The 17,764-nt window shown below is 63.6% G+C and carries 19 protein-coding genes; 4 read left to right on the forward strand and 15 right to left on the reverse strand.

The window, feature by feature from the left end:
• Nucleotides 1-39 precede the first annotated feature (39 nt).
• A complete protein-coding gene (locus tag DJ563_RS15455) occupies nt 40-660 on the forward strand; it encodes a hypothetical protein (protein WP_033700909.1) in 621 nt (206 codons plus the stop codon).
• A 12-nt stretch (nt 661-672) separates the two neighbouring features.
• On the opposite strand, the gene DJ563_RS15460 is transcribed toward DJ563_RS15455, so the two are convergent.
• The 7 genes from DJ563_RS15460 to ppc all read right to left on the reverse strand — a co-directional run bounded on the left by DJ563_RS15460 (nt 673) and on the right by ppc (nt 7,825).
• Nucleotides 673-1,362 (reverse strand): extensin-like domain-containing protein, encoded by a 690-nt coding sequence (locus tag DJ563_RS15460; RefSeq protein ID WP_434517986.1) that lies wholly within the window; start codon nt 1,360-1,362, stop codon nt 673-675.
• A 6-nt stretch (nt 1,363-1,368) separates the two neighbouring features.
• The gene (locus DJ563_RS15465) at nt 1,369-2,199 is read right to left on the reverse strand and encodes an isocitrate lyase/PEP mutase family protein (RefSeq protein WP_274098370.1); all 831 of its coding nucleotides are present in this window, start codon (nt 2,197-2,199) and stop codon (nt 1,369-1,371) included.
• 28 nt (nt 2,200-2,227) lie between these two features.
• Nucleotides 2,228-3,097, reverse strand: coding sequence for a DUF72 domain-containing protein (locus DJ563_RS15470; protein ID WP_434517987.1), 870 nt, complete (start codon nt 3,095-3,097; stop codon nt 2,228-2,230).
• Between the two features lie 3 nt (nt 3,098-3,100).
• Complete coding sequence (locus tag DJ563_RS15475) at nt 3,101-3,397, reverse strand: hypothetical protein (protein WP_274098368.1); 297 nt, start codon at nt 3,395-3,397, stop codon at nt 3,101-3,103.
• 131 nt (nt 3,398-3,528) lie between these two features.
• Nucleotides 3,529-4,203: a tRNA (adenosine(37)-N6)-threonylcarbamoyltransferase complex dimerization subunit type 1 TsaB gene (gene tsaB, locus DJ563_RS15480; protein WP_274098367.1), complete on the reverse strand. Its 675-nt coding sequence runs from the start codon at nt 4,201-4,203 to the stop codon at nt 3,529-3,531.
• Between the two features lie 86 nt (nt 4,204-4,289).
• Complete coding sequence (gene adk / locus DJ563_RS15485; RefSeq protein WP_033700916.1) at nt 4,290-4,940, reverse strand: adenylate kinase; 651 nt, start codon at nt 4,938-4,940, stop codon at nt 4,290-4,292.
• A gap of 257 nt (nt 4,941-5,197) precedes the next feature.
• Nucleotides 5,198-7,825, reverse strand: coding sequence for a phosphoenolpyruvate carboxylase (gene ppc / locus DJ563_RS15490; protein WP_274098365.1), 2,628 nt, complete (start codon nt 7,823-7,825; stop codon nt 5,198-5,200).
• A 181-nt stretch (nt 7,826-8,006) separates the two neighbouring features.
• Here ppc and DJ563_RS15495 point away from each other — a divergent pair, with 181 nt between their 5' ends.
• The 3 genes from DJ563_RS15495 (at nt 8,007) to DJ563_RS15505 (ending at nt 9,875) form a co-directional block, all read left to right on the forward strand.
• Nucleotides 8,007-8,351 carry a pilin assembly protein gene (locus DJ563_RS15495; protein ID WP_033701512.1) on the forward strand — a complete coding sequence of 115 codons (345 nt, stop codon included), beginning with the start codon at nt 8,007-8,009 and terminating at the stop codon, nt 8,349-8,351.
• Between the two features lie 271 nt (nt 8,352-8,622).
• Nucleotides 8,623-9,036 carry a DUF4398 domain-containing protein gene (locus DJ563_RS15500; protein ID WP_027595759.1) on the forward strand — a complete coding sequence of 138 codons (414 nt, stop codon included), beginning with the start codon at nt 8,623-8,625 and terminating at the stop codon, nt 9,034-9,036.
• A 50-nt stretch (nt 9,037-9,086) separates the two neighbouring features.
• On the forward strand, nt 9,087-9,875 hold the full coding sequence (locus DJ563_RS15505; RefSeq protein ID WP_274098364.1) for an OmpA family protein: 789 nt from the start codon (nt 9,087-9,089) through the stop codon (nt 9,873-9,875).
• A gap of 94 nt (nt 9,876-9,969) precedes the next feature.
• Here the strand turns inward: DJ563_RS15505 and DJ563_RS15510 are convergent, their stop codons facing one another.
• From DJ563_RS15510 to wspR, 8 genes are all read right to left on the reverse strand, one after another.
• Entirely contained in the window at nt 9,970-10,296 is a 327-nt protein-coding gene (locus DJ563_RS15510; RefSeq protein WP_033700920.1) for a hypothetical protein, read from the reverse strand.
• Entirely contained in the window at nt 10,293-11,216 is a 924-nt protein-coding gene (locus DJ563_RS15515; RefSeq protein WP_274098363.1) for an alpha/beta hydrolase, read from the reverse strand. The genes DJ563_RS15510 and DJ563_RS15515 overlap by 4 nt, the downstream gene beginning before the upstream one ends.
• Nucleotides 11,188-12,465, reverse strand: coding sequence for a flavohemoglobin expression-modulating QEGLA motif protein (locus DJ563_RS15520; protein WP_033700922.1), 1,278 nt, complete (start codon nt 12,463-12,465; stop codon nt 11,188-11,190). The genes DJ563_RS15515 and DJ563_RS15520 overlap by 29 nt, the downstream gene beginning before the upstream one ends.
• Nucleotides 12,466-12,498: 33 nt before the next feature.
• Nucleotides 12,499-13,047 carry a hypothetical protein gene (locus DJ563_RS15525; protein WP_274098362.1) on the reverse strand — a complete coding sequence of 183 codons (549 nt, stop codon included), beginning with the start codon at nt 13,045-13,047 and terminating at the stop codon, nt 12,499-12,501.
• A gap of 30 nt (nt 13,048-13,077) precedes the next feature.
• Nucleotides 13,078-13,782 (reverse strand): TetR/AcrR family transcriptional regulator, encoded by a 705-nt coding sequence (locus tag DJ563_RS15530; RefSeq protein WP_274098375.1) that lies wholly within the window; start codon nt 13,780-13,782, stop codon nt 13,078-13,080.
• Nucleotides 13,783-13,905: 123 nt separating this feature from the next.
• Complete coding sequence (gene lysS, locus DJ563_RS15535; RefSeq protein ID WP_274098361.1) at nt 13,906-15,408, reverse strand: lysine--tRNA ligase; 1,503 nt, start codon at nt 15,406-15,408, stop codon at nt 13,906-13,908.
• A gap of 72 nt (nt 15,409-15,480) precedes the next feature.
• A protein-coding gene (gene prfB, locus DJ563_RS15540; RefSeq protein ID WP_274098360.1) for a peptide chain release factor 2 occupies nt 15,481-16,576 on the reverse strand; the annotation gives its coding sequence in 2 pieces (ribosomal slippage) (nt 15,481-16,503 and nt 16,505-16,576; 1,095 coding nt in all).
• A gap of 170 nt (nt 16,577-16,746) precedes the next feature.
• A complete protein-coding gene (gene wspR / locus DJ563_RS15545) occupies nt 16,747-17,751 on the reverse strand; it encodes a Wsp signal transduction system regulator diguanylate cyclase WspR (protein WP_274098359.1) in 1,005 nt (334 codons plus the stop codon).
• Nucleotides 17,752-17,764 lie beyond the last annotated feature (13 nt).

Here is a 17,764-nt window from a genome sequence, read left to right on the forward strand (position 1 = left end):
ATCCCGCTATTCTGCCAGAGCACAACGCGCGCGACTGCCATGACAGATACTCTTCCCATCGGTTTGACCTACCTGTCGCCTGTCGGCCACTACGGTCAACAGAATACCCAGACCCTCGGGGGCGTCAGCCACCTGTGGCAGGATTTCTTTGCCCGCGCCATGGCCGAGCAACAGGCAGAGGAAGCGGACAGCGTCAGCCAGTCGTTCGTCCAGTACGATCAGCACAGCGGCGAGCCGGTCGGCGGTGCCAGGGCGCTGGCGCTGATCGATGCCCAGCGTGCGCTGCCGGTGCACGACACCGAAATCGCACCTCCCGAGCCACTGTTCCTGCCCAAGGCCGAGCTGGAAGCCAACCTGCTGGAGCCCGCCGCCGAGCCGTTCAGCGCCATCGAGTTGATCGAACAGCAGCGTGAACTCGACCTGAGCAACAGCTGGTTGCGCCCGGTGGTCATGAGCCAGGGTCACCCACTTGCCGAGCCCGGCCCAGGCCCCTCCCCGCGCCCGCTGTTCCTGCCTATCGCCGAATTCGAGACGAACCTGCTGGACCCGGCCCCCGAACCCTTCGACGAAACCACGCTGGCCAAGCAGCAGAATGACCTGGCGTTCGACATCCACTGGGCGCGCCCGGTGGTGCTGAACAACGTTCGCGTTCACGCCTGAGGTTGCGCAAGCTCAGCGGCAGATCTGCCAGCGGCCCATATCGAGGTGGAAGTGATTGTGGTGCGCGGCGTTGTAGTCAGGCCCCAGCACGGTACTGAAGCGTTCACAGGCCACCTGCTGCACCTGACGAAGGAATTCAGCTTTCTGCCCCGCCGCCTGCCAGTCCCGAGCCAGTACGATGCGCTGCCCGTCCTGCAAGCGAAAACCACTGATGTCCAGGGCATTGGCGCTGGCGTGCTGACTGAGCCGGCCTTGTTTGCGGTGATAGACATTGCGGCAGGCAAAACTGCCCAGGTGGTCAACCTGCGTCACCCGCTGCCCCAATACTCGCTGCGCCACCGGTTGCAGCCCATGCTGCTCGAACAGCGCGTAGGCTACCGCCAACGGGCAACTGGCCAGGAAGCTGCTGCTGAGCCGCGCCTGACCGCCCTCGATGCGCCATACGTTGCGCAGCGGGCAATTGGCCGAGGCCGGACTGTCGGCTTGCGCCCGGTACCGCAGATCGCTGGTTTCCAGTGCCTGACGGCATAGCGCGGGGTCATCGCGCAGGCGCGACAGCTTGAAGGTGGTGAGCAGGTTCGGCGGCTGGCGCACGTCCAGCGGCGCCCAGGGGTTCCAGGCAGCCGGCAGGCGCCAACCAAAATGCCAGACCAGGCCTGCCAGCAGCGACAGGCCCAGCAGCAGTGCCAGCAAGGCACGCACGGCGATTCAGCGGCGGAACAGGTCGTTGAGCTGGGCGAAGGGCAGCGCCTGTTCACCGTAGCCGAACGTGCCCTCGTCACGAATCTCCAACGCGGCCCGGTGGAAAGCCCCCAGTGCCGCACGGGCCAGCGACGAGCCGACACTGATGCGGCGCACCCCAAGGTCTTGCAACTGGTTGACGCTCAGGGTCACGCCCGCCAGCCCCATCAGCACATTGACCGGCTTGGGCGCCACCGCCTGCACTACCGCGCGAATTTCTTCGACGGTGCGCAGCCCTGGCGCGTAGAGCACATCGGCCCCGGCCTCGGCATAGGCTTGCAGGCGCAGGATGGTGTCGTCCAGGTCCAGGCGCCCGTGCAGCAGGTTTTCGGCACGGGCGCACAGGGTGAACGGAAACGGCAGGCTACGCGCTGCCTGAACCGCCGCGCGTACGCGTTCTACAGCCAGGCCATGGTCATAGATAGGGGCTTCACTGCGCCCGCTGGCGTCTTCGATGGAACCCCCTACAAGACCCGCCTCGGCGGCCCGCAGGATGGTCTGTGCGCAGTCTTCGGGCAGGTCGCCGAAGCCGTTCTCCAGGTCGGCAGCAACCGGCAAGGCCGTGGCATCGACAATGGCCCCGGCGTTATCCAGGGTTTCGTCCAGGCTCAAGGCACCTTCGGCATCCGGTCGGCCCAGGCTGAACGCCAGGCCCGCGCTGGTCGTGGCCAGCGCCTCGAAGCCCAGGCTGGCCAGCAACTTGGCGGAGCCGGCATCCCACGGGTTGGGGATGACGAAGGCGCTGTCACGTTCGTGCAGTGCCTTGAAGGCTTCGGCTCGCAGGGTTTGCACATCCATGGTCTCAACCTCAGGCAGTCAGGAGTGGTCAGAGTAGTCCCAGTTGTTCGACCTCAGGGGCGCGTGGCAATTCCGGCAAAGGTGCAAGGCCAGGCAGGCGCTGCATCAGACGCTGATGAAAACGCTGGGCCAACGCCGCGGCCAGGCGGTTATCCGAGGTGTGCAGGAAGATGTAGGGGCTACGACCTTCCTCGACCCAACTGGCCACCTTGGCCACCCAGGGCGTCAGGAAGGCTTCATTGGCTTCAAGCTGCGGATGGCCAATGAAACGTATCTGCGGATGCTGGCTGAAGGCGGCCGGGCGTGGCGGCACCTTGGGCTTCTTGGCCTGGGCATGCAGCACGGCGGGCTCGCGCGAAGTGCAACTGAACAACGCCCGCGGGTCGAGGCAGATGCGCTCGACACCACGCTCGAGCAGCAGCCGGTTGAGCTGCCGCTCCTCTTCACCGCGCGCAAAAAAGGCCTCGTTGCGCACTTCGACGGCCAACGGCACGCCCACTTCATCCAGAAAACAGCTCAACTCTGCCAGGCGCGAAGGCCCGAATAGCGCAGGCAACTGCAGCCAGTAAGGCGATACCCGTTCACCCAGCGGTGCCATCAAACGGGTGAAGGCAGCGGTCGCGTCCAACTGGTCACGCAGGTCCCCCGCATGGCTGACCTCGCGGGGGAATTTGGCGGTGAAACGAAAGTGCGCCGGCATCGTCTGCGCCCAGCGTGCCACGGTGGCGGCTGCGGGGCTCGCGTAGAAGGTGGTATTGCCTTCGACCGCGTTGAACACCTGGCTGTACAGGCCAAGGTACTCAGCGGCTCGGGCATCGGCGGGGTACAGGTAGTCGCGCCAGGCGTTTTCGCTCCATGACGGACAACCCAGAAAATAAGGCAGAAGAGAAGGAATCATCCCTCAAATGTACAGGTCGAGCCCCAGTACTTCCATGTCCCAATCGGTAAAACCGGCCGTGCTCAGGTAGCTGGCCAACGCAGTGGCGGTACGCCGGTCACGGGCGCGAGGGAAGACCATGTCTTGCTGACGGGCTGGCAGGCCACCGCTGCGACGGCGAATGGCCGCCTCCTGGGCCAGTTCACCCTGCTCGCCGCTGTCGATGACGTCGGCATCTTCGATGGCCTCATCGCGCACCGACGCTTTGCGCGGTGTGCGCTTGATCGGGTAGGACTGCGATGAGAAACCGTCGATACGCATGGCGTGAACACTCAGAACCGATGATGGCAATTTAGCAGCATCAGGGTTCCGTCGCTAATGCTTGAGTGATAACTGGACCACAGTTCGCGCGAAAGGTTTTATCGTCATCGGCGATAACCGACGAACAACACTCAACGCTTCTTGGGTGTCGCTACATTATCGCGCAAGTACACAGGTTGCGCCTGCTCGGCGGCGATCGCCTCGCCGCGCGCCCAGGCAAAGCTGGCCAGGCTGAGGATATCCAGGGCATTGGGCAACGCCGCCGCATTGCTGGCGGCGACTTGCACAGCCAGGCGCTCGGCATAGCCCCAACCGGTACCGGCACCGAACCACTCGGCGCTGCTGGCGTCGGGCAGCGCCACGCGCTCGGGCGGCAGTACCGCTTCCTGGCCAACCAGGCGCATTTCGCCGGCGCTGGCCTGGTAACAGCCCCAGTACACTTCGTCCATGCGCGCATCGATGGCGGCCGCCACGTGCTGCGCACCCTGCTCGCGCAACGCACCTTGCGCCAGCGCGGCCAGATTGGACACCGGCAGCACCGGACGCTCAAGGGCGAACGCCAGGCCCTGGACCACACCGATGGCGATCCGCACGCCGGTGAAGGCCCCCGGGCCACGGCCGAACGCGATGGCATCCAGCGTATTCAAGGCCACCCCCGAGTCAGCCAGCAGCTGTTTGATCATCGGCAGCAACTTCTGCGCGTGCTGACGTGGGATCACCTCGTAATGGCTGGTTACCTTGCCGTCATGCAACAAGGCGACGGAACAGGCTTCGGTGGCGGTATCCAGGGCCAGCAGGGTGGTCATCGAACGGGTTTCCAGGTGCAGGGAAAAGAGCGCCAGTATAAACGACAACGGCCCGCAAGCGGGCCGTTGTGATGCAAGGCGATGGATCAGCTCAGGGCTGCCAGTACCTTGGCGGTGATAGCGTCGACCGAGCCGACACCTTCGATGTGGCTGTACTTCGGCTTACCAGCATTTGCAGCCGACAGCTTCTGGTAGAACTCGACCAGCGGCTTGGTCTGGGTGTGGTAGACCGACAGGCGATGACGCACGGTTTCTTCCTTGTCGTCGTCGCGCTGGATCAGGTCTTCGCCGGTCACGTCGTCCTTGCCTGCCACTTTCGGCGGGTTGTACTGAATGTGGTAGGTGCGGCCCGAGGCCAGGTGCACACGGCGACCGGCCATACGGCCAACGATTTCTTCATCGTCAACGGCGATTTCGACCACGGCGTCGATGTCGACACCGGCGGCGACCATGGCTTCGGCTTGCGGAATGGTCCGTGGGAAGCCGTCGAACAGGCAGCCGTTGGCGCAATCCGGCTGGGCGATGCGCTCCTTTACCAGGCTGATGATCAGATCGTCGGAGACCAGCTGGCCGGCATCCATGACTTTCTTCAGTTCCAGGCCCAGCGGGGTACCGGCCTTGACGGCGGCACGCAGCATGTCACCGGTGGAGATCTGTGGAATACCGAACTTCTCGGTGATGAACTTTGCCTGAGTACCTTTACCGGCCCCGGGAGCTCCCAGCAGAATTACGCGCATCTCGTGCTCCTCAAATTTTTTTATGAAATTCAATGGATTCGGCAACCAGGGCCAAGTCCGGAAAATCGGGTATGACCATAAATCGGTCAGAAGGCTGCTCAAGATACACAGCGCCCGGCAGCCAGACAAGCGTCCCAAAGTTGCAGGAATGCGCCACTTGCGACCTGCCCGGCAAGCGGTTGCGCTCAGCGCAACCGCCCTCCCCGTTCCTGATTACCTCCCTCCTCACACCTGCGCCTGGCAAACCAGAGGCGGCCTCAGCCGGTGTTGCGCAGGCCCGCGGCAATGCCCGCCACGGTGACCAGCAAGGCCTGTTCCAGCGGGCTGTCCAGAGCGGCTTCGCGCCTGCGCGAGCGCGCCAGCAGCTCGGCCTGAAGGCGGTGCAGCGGGTCCAGGTAAGTATTGCGCAGGCTGATGAATTCCAGGGTCTCGGGGCTGTGCGCCAGTAGCACCGGCTGCCCGGTCAAGCCCAGTACCACCTGGCAGGACTGCGACAATAGGTCGCGCAGGTGCACACCTAAAGGAAGCAGGTCCGGTTGCACCAGACGTTCGTCGTAGGCCTCGGCGATTTGTGCATCGGCCTTGGCCAGCACCATCTCCAGCATGTCGATACGGGTGCGGAAGAACGGCCATTGTTCGCGCATCTGCGCCAACAGTTCGCCCTGGCCGCGTTGCAAGGCATTGTTCAAGGCGGTTTCCCAGCCCAGCCAGGCTGGCAGCATCAGGCGCGTCTGGGTCCAGCCGAAGATCCACGGGATGGCCCGCAGGCTCTCGATGCCGCCGGCGCGGCGCTTGGCCGGGCGGCTGCCCAAAGGCAGGCGCCCCAACTCCTGCTCCGGCGTCGACTGGCGGAAATACTCGACAAAATCGGGGTTGTCGCGCACCACGCTACGATACGCCTGCACCCCATCAGCAGCCAGTTGGTCCATCACCTCACGCCAGGCAGGCTGCGGCGGGGGTGGCGGTAACAAGGTGGCTTCCAGCACGGCCGCCAGGTACAGGTTGAGGTTTTGTTCGGCAATGCCGGGCAAACCGAACTTGAAGCGGATCATCTCGCCCTGCTCGGTGGTGCGGAACCGCCCAGCCACCGAACCCGGTGGCTGCGACAGGATCGCCGCGTGCGCCGGGCCGCCGCCACGGCCAACGGTGCCGCCACGGCCGTGGAACAACAGCAACTCGACTTGATGCTCGCGGCAGATGCGCACCAGGTTTTCCTGGGCCCGGTACTGCGCCCAGGCGGCTGCCGTGGTGCCAGCGTCCTTGGCGGAGTCGGAATAGCCGATCATCACTTCCTGCGGGCCGCGCAGGCCGGCGCGATAGCCCGGCAGGCCAAGCAGGCGCTGCATCACCGGGCCGGCGTTGTCCAGGTCGGCCAAGGTCTCGAACAGCGGTACCACCCGCATCGGGCGGGTCAGCCCGGCTTCCTTGAGCAGCAGTTGCACCGCCAGCACATCCGACGCGGCACCGGCCATGGAGATGACATAGGAGCCCAATGAAGCGGCCGGGGCCGCCGCAATTTCCCGGCAGGTGGCCAGCACCTCGGCGGTTTCCGCCTGGGGCTGGAAGTGCGCTGGCAGCAGCGGCCGGCGGTTTTTCAGTTCGGCCAGGAGGAACGCGATACGTTGCTCTTCATCCCAGTCGGCATAGCGCCCCAAGCCCAGGTAATCGGTGATCTCGGTCAGGGCATCGCGGTGCCGGGCAGCGTCCTGGCGCACGTCCAGGCGCCCCAGGTACAGGCCAAAGGTCACGGCCCGGCGCAGGCAGTCGAGCAGCGGCCCTTCGGCGATCACGCCCATGCCGCATTCATGCAGCGATTGATAGCACAGCTCAAGCGGCGCGATCAGGTCGCGGTTGTCCACCAGCACTTCGGCACCGGCGGGCTGGCTGCTGGTCAAGGCGGCATGCGCCCAGGCGCGGGTCGCCCGCAGGCGCTCACGCAATTGCTTGAGCACGGCGCGGTAAGGTTCGGCGCTGTCGCCGACTCGCTCACGCAGCGCGCTGCTGGCGTGTTGCATGGACAATTCTGCAGCCAAGGCGTCGATATCGCGCAGGAACAGGTCGGCCGCCATCCACCGCGCCAGCAACAGCACTTCGCGAGTGACTGCGGCCGTGACATTAGGGTTGCCGTCGCGGTCGCCGCCCATCCAGGAGGCGAAGCGGATCGGTGCGGCCTCCAGCGGCAGGCGCAGCCCCGTGGCATCGTGCAGCGCCTTGTCGACCTTGCGCAGGTGGTTGGGGATGGCCTGCCACAACGAATGTTCGATCACCGCAAAGCCCCACTTGGCCTCGTCCACCGGGGTCGGCCGAGTACGGCGGATCTCTTCGGTGTGCCAGGCTTCGGCGATCAGCCGGCGCAGGCGCTCGCGCACCTGCTGGCGCTCGCCAGGGGTCAGGTCGCGATGGTCCTGGGCTGCCAACTGAGCGGCGATGGCGTCGTACTTCTGGATCAAGGTGCGCCGCGCGACCTCGGTGGGGTGGGCCGTCAGCACCAGCTGGATATCCAGCTTGGCCAACTGCCGGGCCAAGGCGTCGTTGCCGTGCCCGGCCTGCTTCAGGCGTGCCAGCAGCTCGGGCAGCACCCGCGCTTCGAATGGCTCTGGCTGGTCGGCATCGCGACGGCGGATCAACTGATACTGCTCGGCCATGTTGGCCAGGTTGAGAAACTGGTTGAACGCCCGGGCCACCGGCAGCAAGTCTTCATCGGCCAGGTCCGCCAGGGTCGAGCTCAATTGCTCGCCGGCCACCCGGCGGTCCGCCTTGGCGCTGTGACGAATGGCCTCGATCTTCTGCAAAAACGCATCGCCGTGCTGCTGACGAATGGTTTCGCCGAGCAACTCCCCCAACACATGGACATCTTCACGCAAACGCACATCGATATCGGTCATTGGCCCTCTCTGTGGCGCAGCCTTGGCGCACTCGTTCAGGAAACAGCACTGGGCCAAGAGTGCCCATAGCCAAGCGTCGATGGCAAGCGCCCAAGCCAAGCCGCGATCGGCAAAGCAAACTAAAGTGCAAGCAGAGCACTCCGATCCAATGCAGCCCTTCGAGGCGTAGACAGAGGTCATCATGAAAATCCGTGAACTCGCCCAGCACTGGGAACAGAATGCCGCAGGTACCCTGAGCCGTACCGGCCATGTACTGCATCTGGACCTGGAGTCGGAGGCGCGCCTGGCCGCGCTGATCGACATGTACCCCAAACGTACCGCCGAAGAACTGCTCGGCGAACTGGTGGCGGCAGCCCTTGAGGAACTGGAAGCCAGTTTCCCTTATGTACAGGGGCGCCAGGTCATCGCCACCGATGAAGAAGGTGACCCGTTGTTCGAAGACATCGGCCCTACCCCTCGCTTTCTGTCCTTGTCCCGTCGGCACCTGCATGAACTCAGCAGCACTGCTGACGACAGCGAAACATAACCACCCCCCTGTTCCGGGCCTGCAAGGCCCGGAATACCGCGCATGGCGCTGAAAGTTCCAGGCAAATCTCACTGACCAATCAGTCAGAAAAAGTTATCCGTCAACGGCACTTTTTTCTGAACTATTCGAAAAACGCCCGAGTCCGAGCAAATAGCCATCACGCTAAAACCCTGCACACTGCCCTCGTGCACCGTTCAGCTGAAGTACACGGCAACTGTCAGGGAATAAGCGATGGACTGCTACGGACATCGTCGTTATCAGGAGTGATCCAATGGAGCTGACCACCATGAAGACCCGCACTTTCAAACCGTCATCCACTCATGTGCGCGGGTTCAAGCTGGCCGCGCTGGCCCTGGGCAGTAGCCTGGTCCTGGCCGGCTGTGCGGGCAACCCGCCCACCGAGCAGTATGCCGTTACCCAGTCCGCCGTGAACTCTGCCGTCAGTGCCGGCGGTACCGAGTTCGCCGCCGTTGAAATGAAAGCGGCCCAGGACAAGTTCAAGCAGGCTGAAATCGCCATGCATGACAAGAAGTACGACGACGCCAAGCGTCTGGCCGAACAAGCCGAATGGGACGCCCGCCTCGCCGAACGCAAGGCTCAGGCGGCCAAGGCCCAGAAGGCCGTGCAGGATGCCCGCCAGGGCGTTCAGGACGTACGTGAGGAAGGCCTGCGCAGCGCTCAATGAGCCCTGCCCGACTTCCCTTAGCCTTCGCACTCGATCAAAGGATGAACACTATGCGCAAACACGTCATGATTCCCGCCCTGCTGGCCCTGAGCGTCGGTCTTGCTGCCTGCTCGCACGACCCGAACGCCAACCTTGAATCGGCCCGCACCAACTTCTCCGCGCTGCAGAGCGACCCGCAGTCGACCAAGGTCGCGGCGCTGGAAACCAAGGATGCCCAGGACTGGCTGAACAAGGCCGACAAGGCCTATATGGATCGCGAGGACCAGAAAAAGGTCGACCAACTCGCTTACCTGACCAACCAGCGGGTCGAGGTCGCCAAGCAGACCATCGCCCTGCGCACCGCCGAAGGCGAACTGAAAAACGCCTCCGCCCAACGCGCCCAGGCCAAACTGGATGCCCGCGATGCGCAGATCGCCAAACTGCAGGACAGCCTCAATGCCAAGCAGACCGACCGCGGTACGCTGGTCACCTTCGGCGACGTGCTGTTTGACTTCAACAAGGCCGTGCTCAAGAGCAACGCCTACCCTAACGTGACCAAGCTGGCCCAGTTCCTTCAGGAGAACCCGGAGCGCAAGGTGATCGTAGAGGGCTACACCGACAGCGTCGGCTCGGCCAACTACAACCAGACCCTCTCCGAGCGCCGCGCCGCTGCCGTGCGCATGGCGCTGGTACGTGCAGGCGTAGACCCAGCACGCATCGTCGCTCAGGGCTACGGCAAGGAGTACCCGGTGGCTGACAACGGCAGCAACTCGGGCCGTGCGCAGAACCGTCGGGTAGAGGTGACCATCTCCAACGACAACCAGCCGGTGGCACCGCGCTCGGTGAGCCAGGCGCAGTAAGGCTGGCTAGTTGAAAGAAAAAACCCCGCCTTGATGGCGGGGTTTTTCATTGGTCTGCCCGCGAAAGGTCAGGTGCAGCAACGCAGATTGCAGCTCACTGCACCTGCTGCGGTGTGTCCTCGCCCATGCAACGCACCGCACGCTTGCGGTCGTCGACCAACACGCCGGTCAGGCCTTTCTGTTGGGTATCGAACAGCACCAGCACACCGTCCACGCACTGGGCCACCTGTGGCGCCGGGTCGAGCGAGACTTTGTAATCCTCGCCTGGCAGGGTCTTGAGCATGGTGAAATCCTGCAGCAACAGGGCATCTTCAGGCTTGGCGAAATGCAGGTAACCGTAGTACCAGAGGGCCCCCACCGTCACGATGATGCTGCCGACGCCGGTCAGGATCAGCGGGATGGCGTTGCGTTCTTCACTCATTGCTTGTTCTTCTCGTCAGGGTAATTGGGCACTTCGGCAAGCCGCCGCAGGCCGTTGAAATGACTAGGGTCGTCCAGAAAGCGCAGCATCACCTGGCGCCACACCGGGTCGGCGAAGGTCTGCACATGGCCACCACGGGTCAGTTGCAGTACCCGCGGCGGTGGCGCGTGCTGGTACAGGCGGATGCCGTTATCCATCGGCACCAGGTGGTCGTCGATACTGTGGAAGAACAGCTTCGGCGGGCCGTCCAGGCGCTCGACCGAACGGATCGCACTGTCACCGTCGGGCACCAGCCACGACAGCGGCACCTGCAATGGCCAGGTCATCCACGACGTACTCAGGGCGAACCGCCCGACCGCACGGTAGCTGGCCGGCACGCCATCGAACACCAGTGCGCTGAAGCGCTGGCGCTGTTCGGGGTGGGCCGCCAGGTAGTGGATGGCCATGGCGCCGCCCAGGCTCTGCCCCAGCAGCACCAGCGGCTTGCCCTTGACCTCGGGCGCCTGGTCCAGCCAGCCCAAGGCCGCCGCAATGTCCTGGTAGACCTCCGGCAAACCCGGTTTGCCCTGAGACAACCCATAACCCCGGTAGTCGACCATCAGTACCTGGTAACCCTGCTCCGGCAGCCAGTAGCTGCCCCCCAGATGGCCGGCCAGGTTGCCGCCGTTGCCATGCAGGTGCAACACCGTGCCCTTGACCTCGACCCCGGCCTTGGCCGGCAGCCACCAGCCATGCAGACGCACACCGTCGGCGGTGGTCAGAGTAACGTCCCGGTATTCCAGCTTGGCCCGTTCCGGTGTGAACGGTTGGCCCGGCTCGGGGTAGAACAGCAGGCTGCTGCACCCGCTCAGGCCCAGCAGGAGCACACCGAGTACCAGCAGGCGGCAGCGTTCAGAGAATGTTCGCGTAGTCGGCTTCAATGCGATCCAGGCTCAGGTGGTTGAGGAAGTTGGAGAAGCACATCCAGGCCGACAACGCGTTGAGGTCGCGGAACTGTTCGGGCAAGTACTTGGGCGGTTCCACCAGCCCTTCCTCGACCAGTTGGCGCAGGGTACGCATGTCTTCCAGGGTGGTCTTGCCGCAGAACAGCAGCGGGATCTGCTCGAGTTTGCCCTTCTTCACGGCCAACTGAATGTAGTTGTAAACCATGATGAAGCCCTTGAGGTAGGACAAGTCCTTGGTGAATGGCAGCCCATTGGGCACCGAGCCGCGGAACACCCGGCTGGCGTTGCTGTAGCTCTGCGCCATTTCGAAGCCCTGGGCGCGGAAGAACTCGAACACCTGAAGGAAATCGGCGCCTTCCTCGACCATGTGGATGGCGCGTGTGCGGTTGGTGAGCTTGCGCAGGCGGCTGGGGTAAGAGGCGAAGGCAATTACCTCCATGAGAATCGCCAGCCCTTCCTGCGTCACCGTCGACGAGGGTGGCCCTTTGGCCAGGAAGGTGCAAATCGGCTGGTTGAGGCCGTTGAGCGTGGTACCGACATGCACCAGCCCCTCATGCACCTCCAGCGCACGCACGTCGCGGCTGTTGAACATGGCGTCGGCGCGCACCTTGATGTAGTCGGCACCTGCCGCTGCGTCGGCGACGATGCCGTCGGACTCGAACACACGGATGGTTTCTTCGGCTTCACCGAACACCTTGTTCAGGCGGCGCTGGAGGATGTCTACGGCCTCCTTGGCGGTGAGGTTCTTGGGCTCGTCCTTGAGGTCGCCACGGCCATCGATGTTGTTCAGGTAGTCCGAGAGCATCAGGCCCAGGTCGGCCAGGGTCGGGTCACCGGCATGGAAGGCGTCGGAGGCGGCGCCGTAGAGCTCCTGCGAGATCAGCCCGAAGTCTTCGGTGCCACGCGCCTCGAGCATGCGCACCACCATGCGGTACTCCTTGCACATGCGCCGCATGATCTGCCCGACGGGGTTGAACTGGCCCAGCCGGCGGGTGATGTCGCGCTCGATGCTCTGGAACTCGGCCTTGACCGCACTGGAGTCGAACGACAACGGGCGCGACTGGTAATAGGCGCGGTCTACGGCAGGTGGCTCTTTGCCCTTGGCCTTGAGGAAGCCGTGGCGGATGTTGTCGTCCCACTTCACCGCGTCGAGCACACGAATGGGGGTCTGCGCCGCGACGATGCGGTCGGACAGTGCACGGATGGTCTGTTGGTACTCGTCCACTGAGGACTCCTTGCTAGAGGGCAGTACAGGCAACTACTTGCCGCTGCGCTGGAAGCGCGCCACCTCGACGAACAGGTCGGAGTTGGCCGGGTCGTCCAGATAGGCCAGCACCCGCGCCGATGGGCTGTCGATCAGCACGCCCTCACCATTGTCTTCCGGCACCTCGGTGCTGCGCCCGGTCAGTTCTTTCTTCTCGACAGCCTGCTGCACCTGCTCGACATCGAGGTTGTACACCACCAGTTCCTTGCCATCGATGACTTCGAAACCGCCAATCAGGAAATTACCGCCCAGGCGCTTGGGCACGCCGGCCGAGAGGTACCAGCGATTGCCGTGGCGCGACACGGTGAACACATACTCTTCGGGGGCCTTGCCCTTGGCCGTGGCCACGGCCTTGTAGGCATCGCCGCCACTGCGGCTGATCGCAAGTTTCAGCGGCTCGCCCCAGGCGTCCTTGCTGCTCCATTTGCCGAGCAGAGCCTTGGGCGCGGCCTGGTTGCTCGGCAACGGCTCGTGAAAGGTCACCAGACAACCGCCCAGCAGCAGGAATGACAGAGTCAACAACACCACACGCCAGGCTTTCATCAGGTTCTCCTTGAAAATTCAGGTCTGTGCTCAGGCCGATGCCAACACCAGGTGCAGGTAACGGGTAAGCATAGCGAGCATCTGCCCATCGGCTTGCGCGTTCGCATCCTTGAGCAGGCCCTGATATTCCATCTGCTCGATAATCGCCGTCAACATCTGGGCGTCCTGTTCCGGTTGCCGCGACCCGACCACCTGCAGCAACTGTCGGGTACCGTGCAGAAGGATCTGCTCGTGGGCGCACACCAGTTCGGCCAGGCGTGGGCACAGCAGCGCCTCCTGGCGGAACGCCTGCTCGGCCATGAGGAAGTCGCGGCGATTGAGCAACTGGCGGGACACATAGTCAGCGGTCATGCGCGCCACTTCGTCGGCCAGCCGCGCCCTCGCCTGCGAGCTGCCATCGCCCTGGGCCAGCATCTGGCGCAGCACTACCTCGGTGTTGGCCCAGAGCTTGGCCATGTAGGCGGCGCTGCGCTCGACGTACTGGGCGAAGGTATCGGTGAGCAGGTCCTCGATGTCCTTGAAGTAATAGGTGGTGGCCGACAATGGCACACCCGCCTCGGCGGCCACCGCGCGGTGGCGCACACCACGTACACCATCGCGCACGACGATGCGCATGGCGGCGTCGAGGATCAGTTGGCGGCGCTGCTCGCTGCCTTGGCGGGCAGTCTTGCGGCCTTGGTATTGCACGCTTTCGGCGACGGCGGTGGCGATGCCGGCGGCGCCTTGCGGGGCGATTACGGGGGACACGGGGTTACCTCACGGACGGTGTGCTGGCTGCGCCGGCGCTTTTGCGGCTACAGGTAACATAAAGCTTCAGGCACGAAAAAGCCGCCCCTAGAGGCGGCTTTCTCAGATCACTCAGGCCTGCGGACGCATATGTGGGAACAGGATCACATCGCGAATCGACGGCGAGTTGGTCAGCAGCATCACCAGGCGGTCGATGCCGATACCTTCACCGGCGGTCGGCGGCATGCCGTACTCCAGGGCACGGACGAAGTCGGCATCGTAGTGCATGGCTTCGTCGTCACCGGCATCCTTCTCGGCCACCTGGGCCAGGAAGCGCTCGGCCTGGTCTTCGGCATCGTTGAGCTCGGAGTAGGCGTTGGCGATCTCGCGGCCACCGATGAACAGCTCGAAGCGGTCGGTCACGGCCGGGTTCTGGTCGTTGCGACGGGCCAGCGGCGAGACTTCGAACGGGTATTCGGTGATGAAGTGCGGCTGCTCCAGCTTGTGCTCGACCAGCTCTTCGAAAATCATCACCTGCAACTTGCCCAGGCCTTCATGGCCGAGCACCTTGGCACCGGCTTTCTTGGCGATGTCACGGGCCTTGTCGACGTCCTGCAGGTCGGCGGCGGTCAGCTCGGGGTTGTACTTGAGGATCGAGTCGAATACCGACAGGCGCACGAACGGCTCGCCAAAGTGGAACACCTTGTCGCCGTACGGTACGTCGGTGCTGCCCAGCACCAGCTGTGCCAGCTCGCGGAACAGTTCCTCGGTGAGGTCCATGTTGTCGTTGTAGTCGGCATAGGCCTGGTAGAACTCGAGCATGGTGAACTCGGGGTTATGCCGGGTCGAAACGCCTTCGTTACGGAAGTTGCGGTTGATCTCGAAGACCTTCTCGAAACCACCCACCACCAGGCGCTTGAGGTACAGCTCCGGTGCGATGCGCAGGAACATGGCCATGTCCAGGGCGTTGTGGTGGGTTTCGAACGGCTTGGCCGCGGCGCCGCCGGGGATGGTCTGCAGCATCGGCGTTTCGACTTCGAGGAAGTCGCGCTCGATCAGGAACTTGCGGATGTGCGAGATCACCTGCGAGCGAACGCGGAAGGTGTGGCGGGTTTCTTCGTTGACCATCAGGTCGACGTAACGCTGACGGTAGCGCTGTTCGGTGTCGGTCAGGCCGTGGTGCTTGTCGGGCAGCGGGCGCAGCGACTTGGTCAGCAGGCGCACGTTGGTCATTTCGACGTACAGGTCGCCCTTGCCGGAACGGGCCAGGGTGCCTTCGGCGCTGATGATGTCGCCCAGGTCCCAGGTCTTGACGGCGGCCAGGGTTTCTTCTGGCAGGGTCTTGCGGTTGACGTAGACCTGAATACGGCCGGTCATGTCCTGGATGACCATGAACGAGCCACGGTTGAGCATGATGCGCCCGGCAACCTTGACCGGAATCGCTGCAGCTTCCAGTTCTTCCTTGGTCTTGTCGGCGTACTGCTTCTGCAGGTCGTTGCAGTAGCTGTCGCGACGGAAGTCATTGGGGAAGGCATTGCCCTTGGCGCGCTCTGCGGCAAGTTTTTCCTTGCGCAGGGCGATCAGGGCGTTTTCTTCCTGTTGCAGGTCTTGCGGTGCGCTATTGAGGTCGCTCATGTGGTCACATCTTCCATCAGGGAATTCATTGCCCTCGCCCGCAGGCGAGGGTCTTCTCAGCAGGAGTGAAGCTTACAGGCCCTGTTTCAGGCTGGCTTCGAGGTATTCGTCGATGTCGCCGTCGAGCACCTTGTTGCAGTCGCTGCGCTCAACGTTGGTGCGCAGGTCCTTGATCCGCGACGCGTCGAGCACGTACGAGCGGATCTGGTGGCCCCAACCAATGTCCGACTTGCTGTCTTCCAGGGCTTGGGAAGCGGCGCTGCGCTTCTGCATTTCCAGCTCGTACAACTTGGCCCGCAGCATTTTCATGGCGGTGTCTTTGTTGGCGTGCTGGGAGCGTTCGTTCTGGCAGCTGACCACGGTGTTGGTCGGCACGTGGGTGATACGTACCGCCGAGTCGGTGGTGTTGACGTGCTGGCCACCGGCGCCGGAGGAGCGGTAGGTGTCGATGCGCAGGTCGGACGGGTTGATCTCGATCTCGACCTTGTCGTCGATCTCGGGCGATACGAACACGGCCGAGAACGAGGTGTGGCGACGGGCGCCGGAGTCGAACGGGCTCTTGCGCACCAGGCGGTGCACGCCGATTTCGGTACGCAGCCAGCCGAAGGCGTATTCGCCTTTGATGTGCACGGTTGCGCCCTTGATACCGGCGACTTCACCTTCGGACAGTTCCATGATGGTGGCATCGAAGCCGCGCTTGTCCGCCCAGCGCAGGTACATGCGCAACAGGATGTTGGCCCAGTCCTGGGCTTCGGTGCCGCCGGAACCGGCCTGGATGTCCAGGTAGGCGTTGTTCATGTCCATCTCGCCGCTGAACATGCGGCGGAATTCCAGTTTGGCGAGGGAGTCTTCCAGGCGCTGCAGTTCGGCGACCACGTCGTCGACGGTGCCTTCGTCGTTCTCTTCGACGGCCATGTCCAGCAGGTCGCGGCAATCGTTCAGGCCACCGGCGAGTTCATCCAGTGTGCCGACGATGGTTTTCAGCGACGCAAGCTCACGGCCCAGTTCCTGGGCGTACTCGGGCTTGTTCCAGACGCTGGGGTCTTCCAGCTCGCGGTTGACTTCGATCAGGCGGTCATGCTTGTGATCGTAGTCAAAGATACCCCCGAATGGACTGGGAACGCTCGGTGAGGTCCTTGATGGTGTTCAGGATCGGTTGGATTTCCATGGGGGGAGGCTCTCGTGCGAATTCGGTGAAAAGCCTGCGAGTATAACTGAGTCAGACGCGGGGCGGCAGACCCGCCGGGCGGTAGGTTTGGGGGATTTACGATGTGTTGGGCCATAGGCTTTCGGCGCCAGAGAGATCGAGCGCCGCGCGAGCGGCGCTCGATCTCGCCCTCAGGCAATCCCCACCTGATTACGCCCGCTGTTCTTGGCCTGGTACAAGCCCTTGTCCGCCGCCGAAATCAGCTGCCGGCAATGCCCGCCAACCGCCGGCGTCTGCGTCGCCAGGCCAATGCTCACGGTCAACCGCGCATCAGCCGCCGGCGCCGTATGGGCAATACCTAACCCCACCACGGTCTGGCGCAATTTCTCGGCAATCAGCCGCGCGCCACCCGGGGACGTATTGGGCAGCACCAGGGCAAACTCCTCGCCCCCATAGCGCGCCGGCAGGTCAGTCGGCCGCGAACACGAGCCGCGAATCGCTTCGGCCACCTGGCGCAACGCCTCGTCACCCGCCAGGTGGCCGAAATTATCGTTGTAGGCCTTGAAGTAGTCGACGTCGATCATCAGCAACGACAGCTGCTGCTGCTCGCGCATGGCCCGGCGCCACTCCAGCTCCAGGTACTCGTCGAAATGGCGCCGGTTGGAAAGCCCGGTCAGGCCATCGGAATTCATCAGCCGCTGCAGCATCAGGTTGGAATCGAGCAACTGTTGCTGGCTCACGCGCAGGGCGCGGTAGGCTTCGTCACGCTGGAGCAAGGTCAGGTAGGAGCGCGAGTGGTAGCGAATACGCGCCACCAGCTCGATGTTGTCCGGCAACTTGACCAGGTAGTCGTTGGCCCCCGCAGCAAACGCCGCGCTCTTGACCAGCGGGTCTTCCTTGGTCGACAGCACGATGATCGGGATATCCTGGGTGGCGGGGTTGTTGCGGTACTCGCGCACCAGGGTCAGCCCATCCAGGCCCGGCATGATCAGGTCCTGCAGGATGACCGTCGGCTTGATGCGCATGGCCTGCGCCACGGCCTGGTGCGGGTCGGCGCAGAAGTGGAAGTCGATGTTGTCTTCGTGGGCCAGGCCACGACGCACCGCTTCGCCGATCATCGCCTGATCGTCGACCAACAGGACCATCGCCGAGTTTTCATTGGCGGTCGCGAAACCTTCGATCGGTAGATCATTCATCCCTATTCACCTG

It is taken from the genome of Pseudomonas sp. NFX1, assembly GCF_051123555.1.
Classification (GTDB): Bacteria; Pseudomonadota; Gammaproteobacteria; order Pseudomonadales; family Pseudomonadaceae; genus Aquipseudomonas; species Aquipseudomonas capeferrum.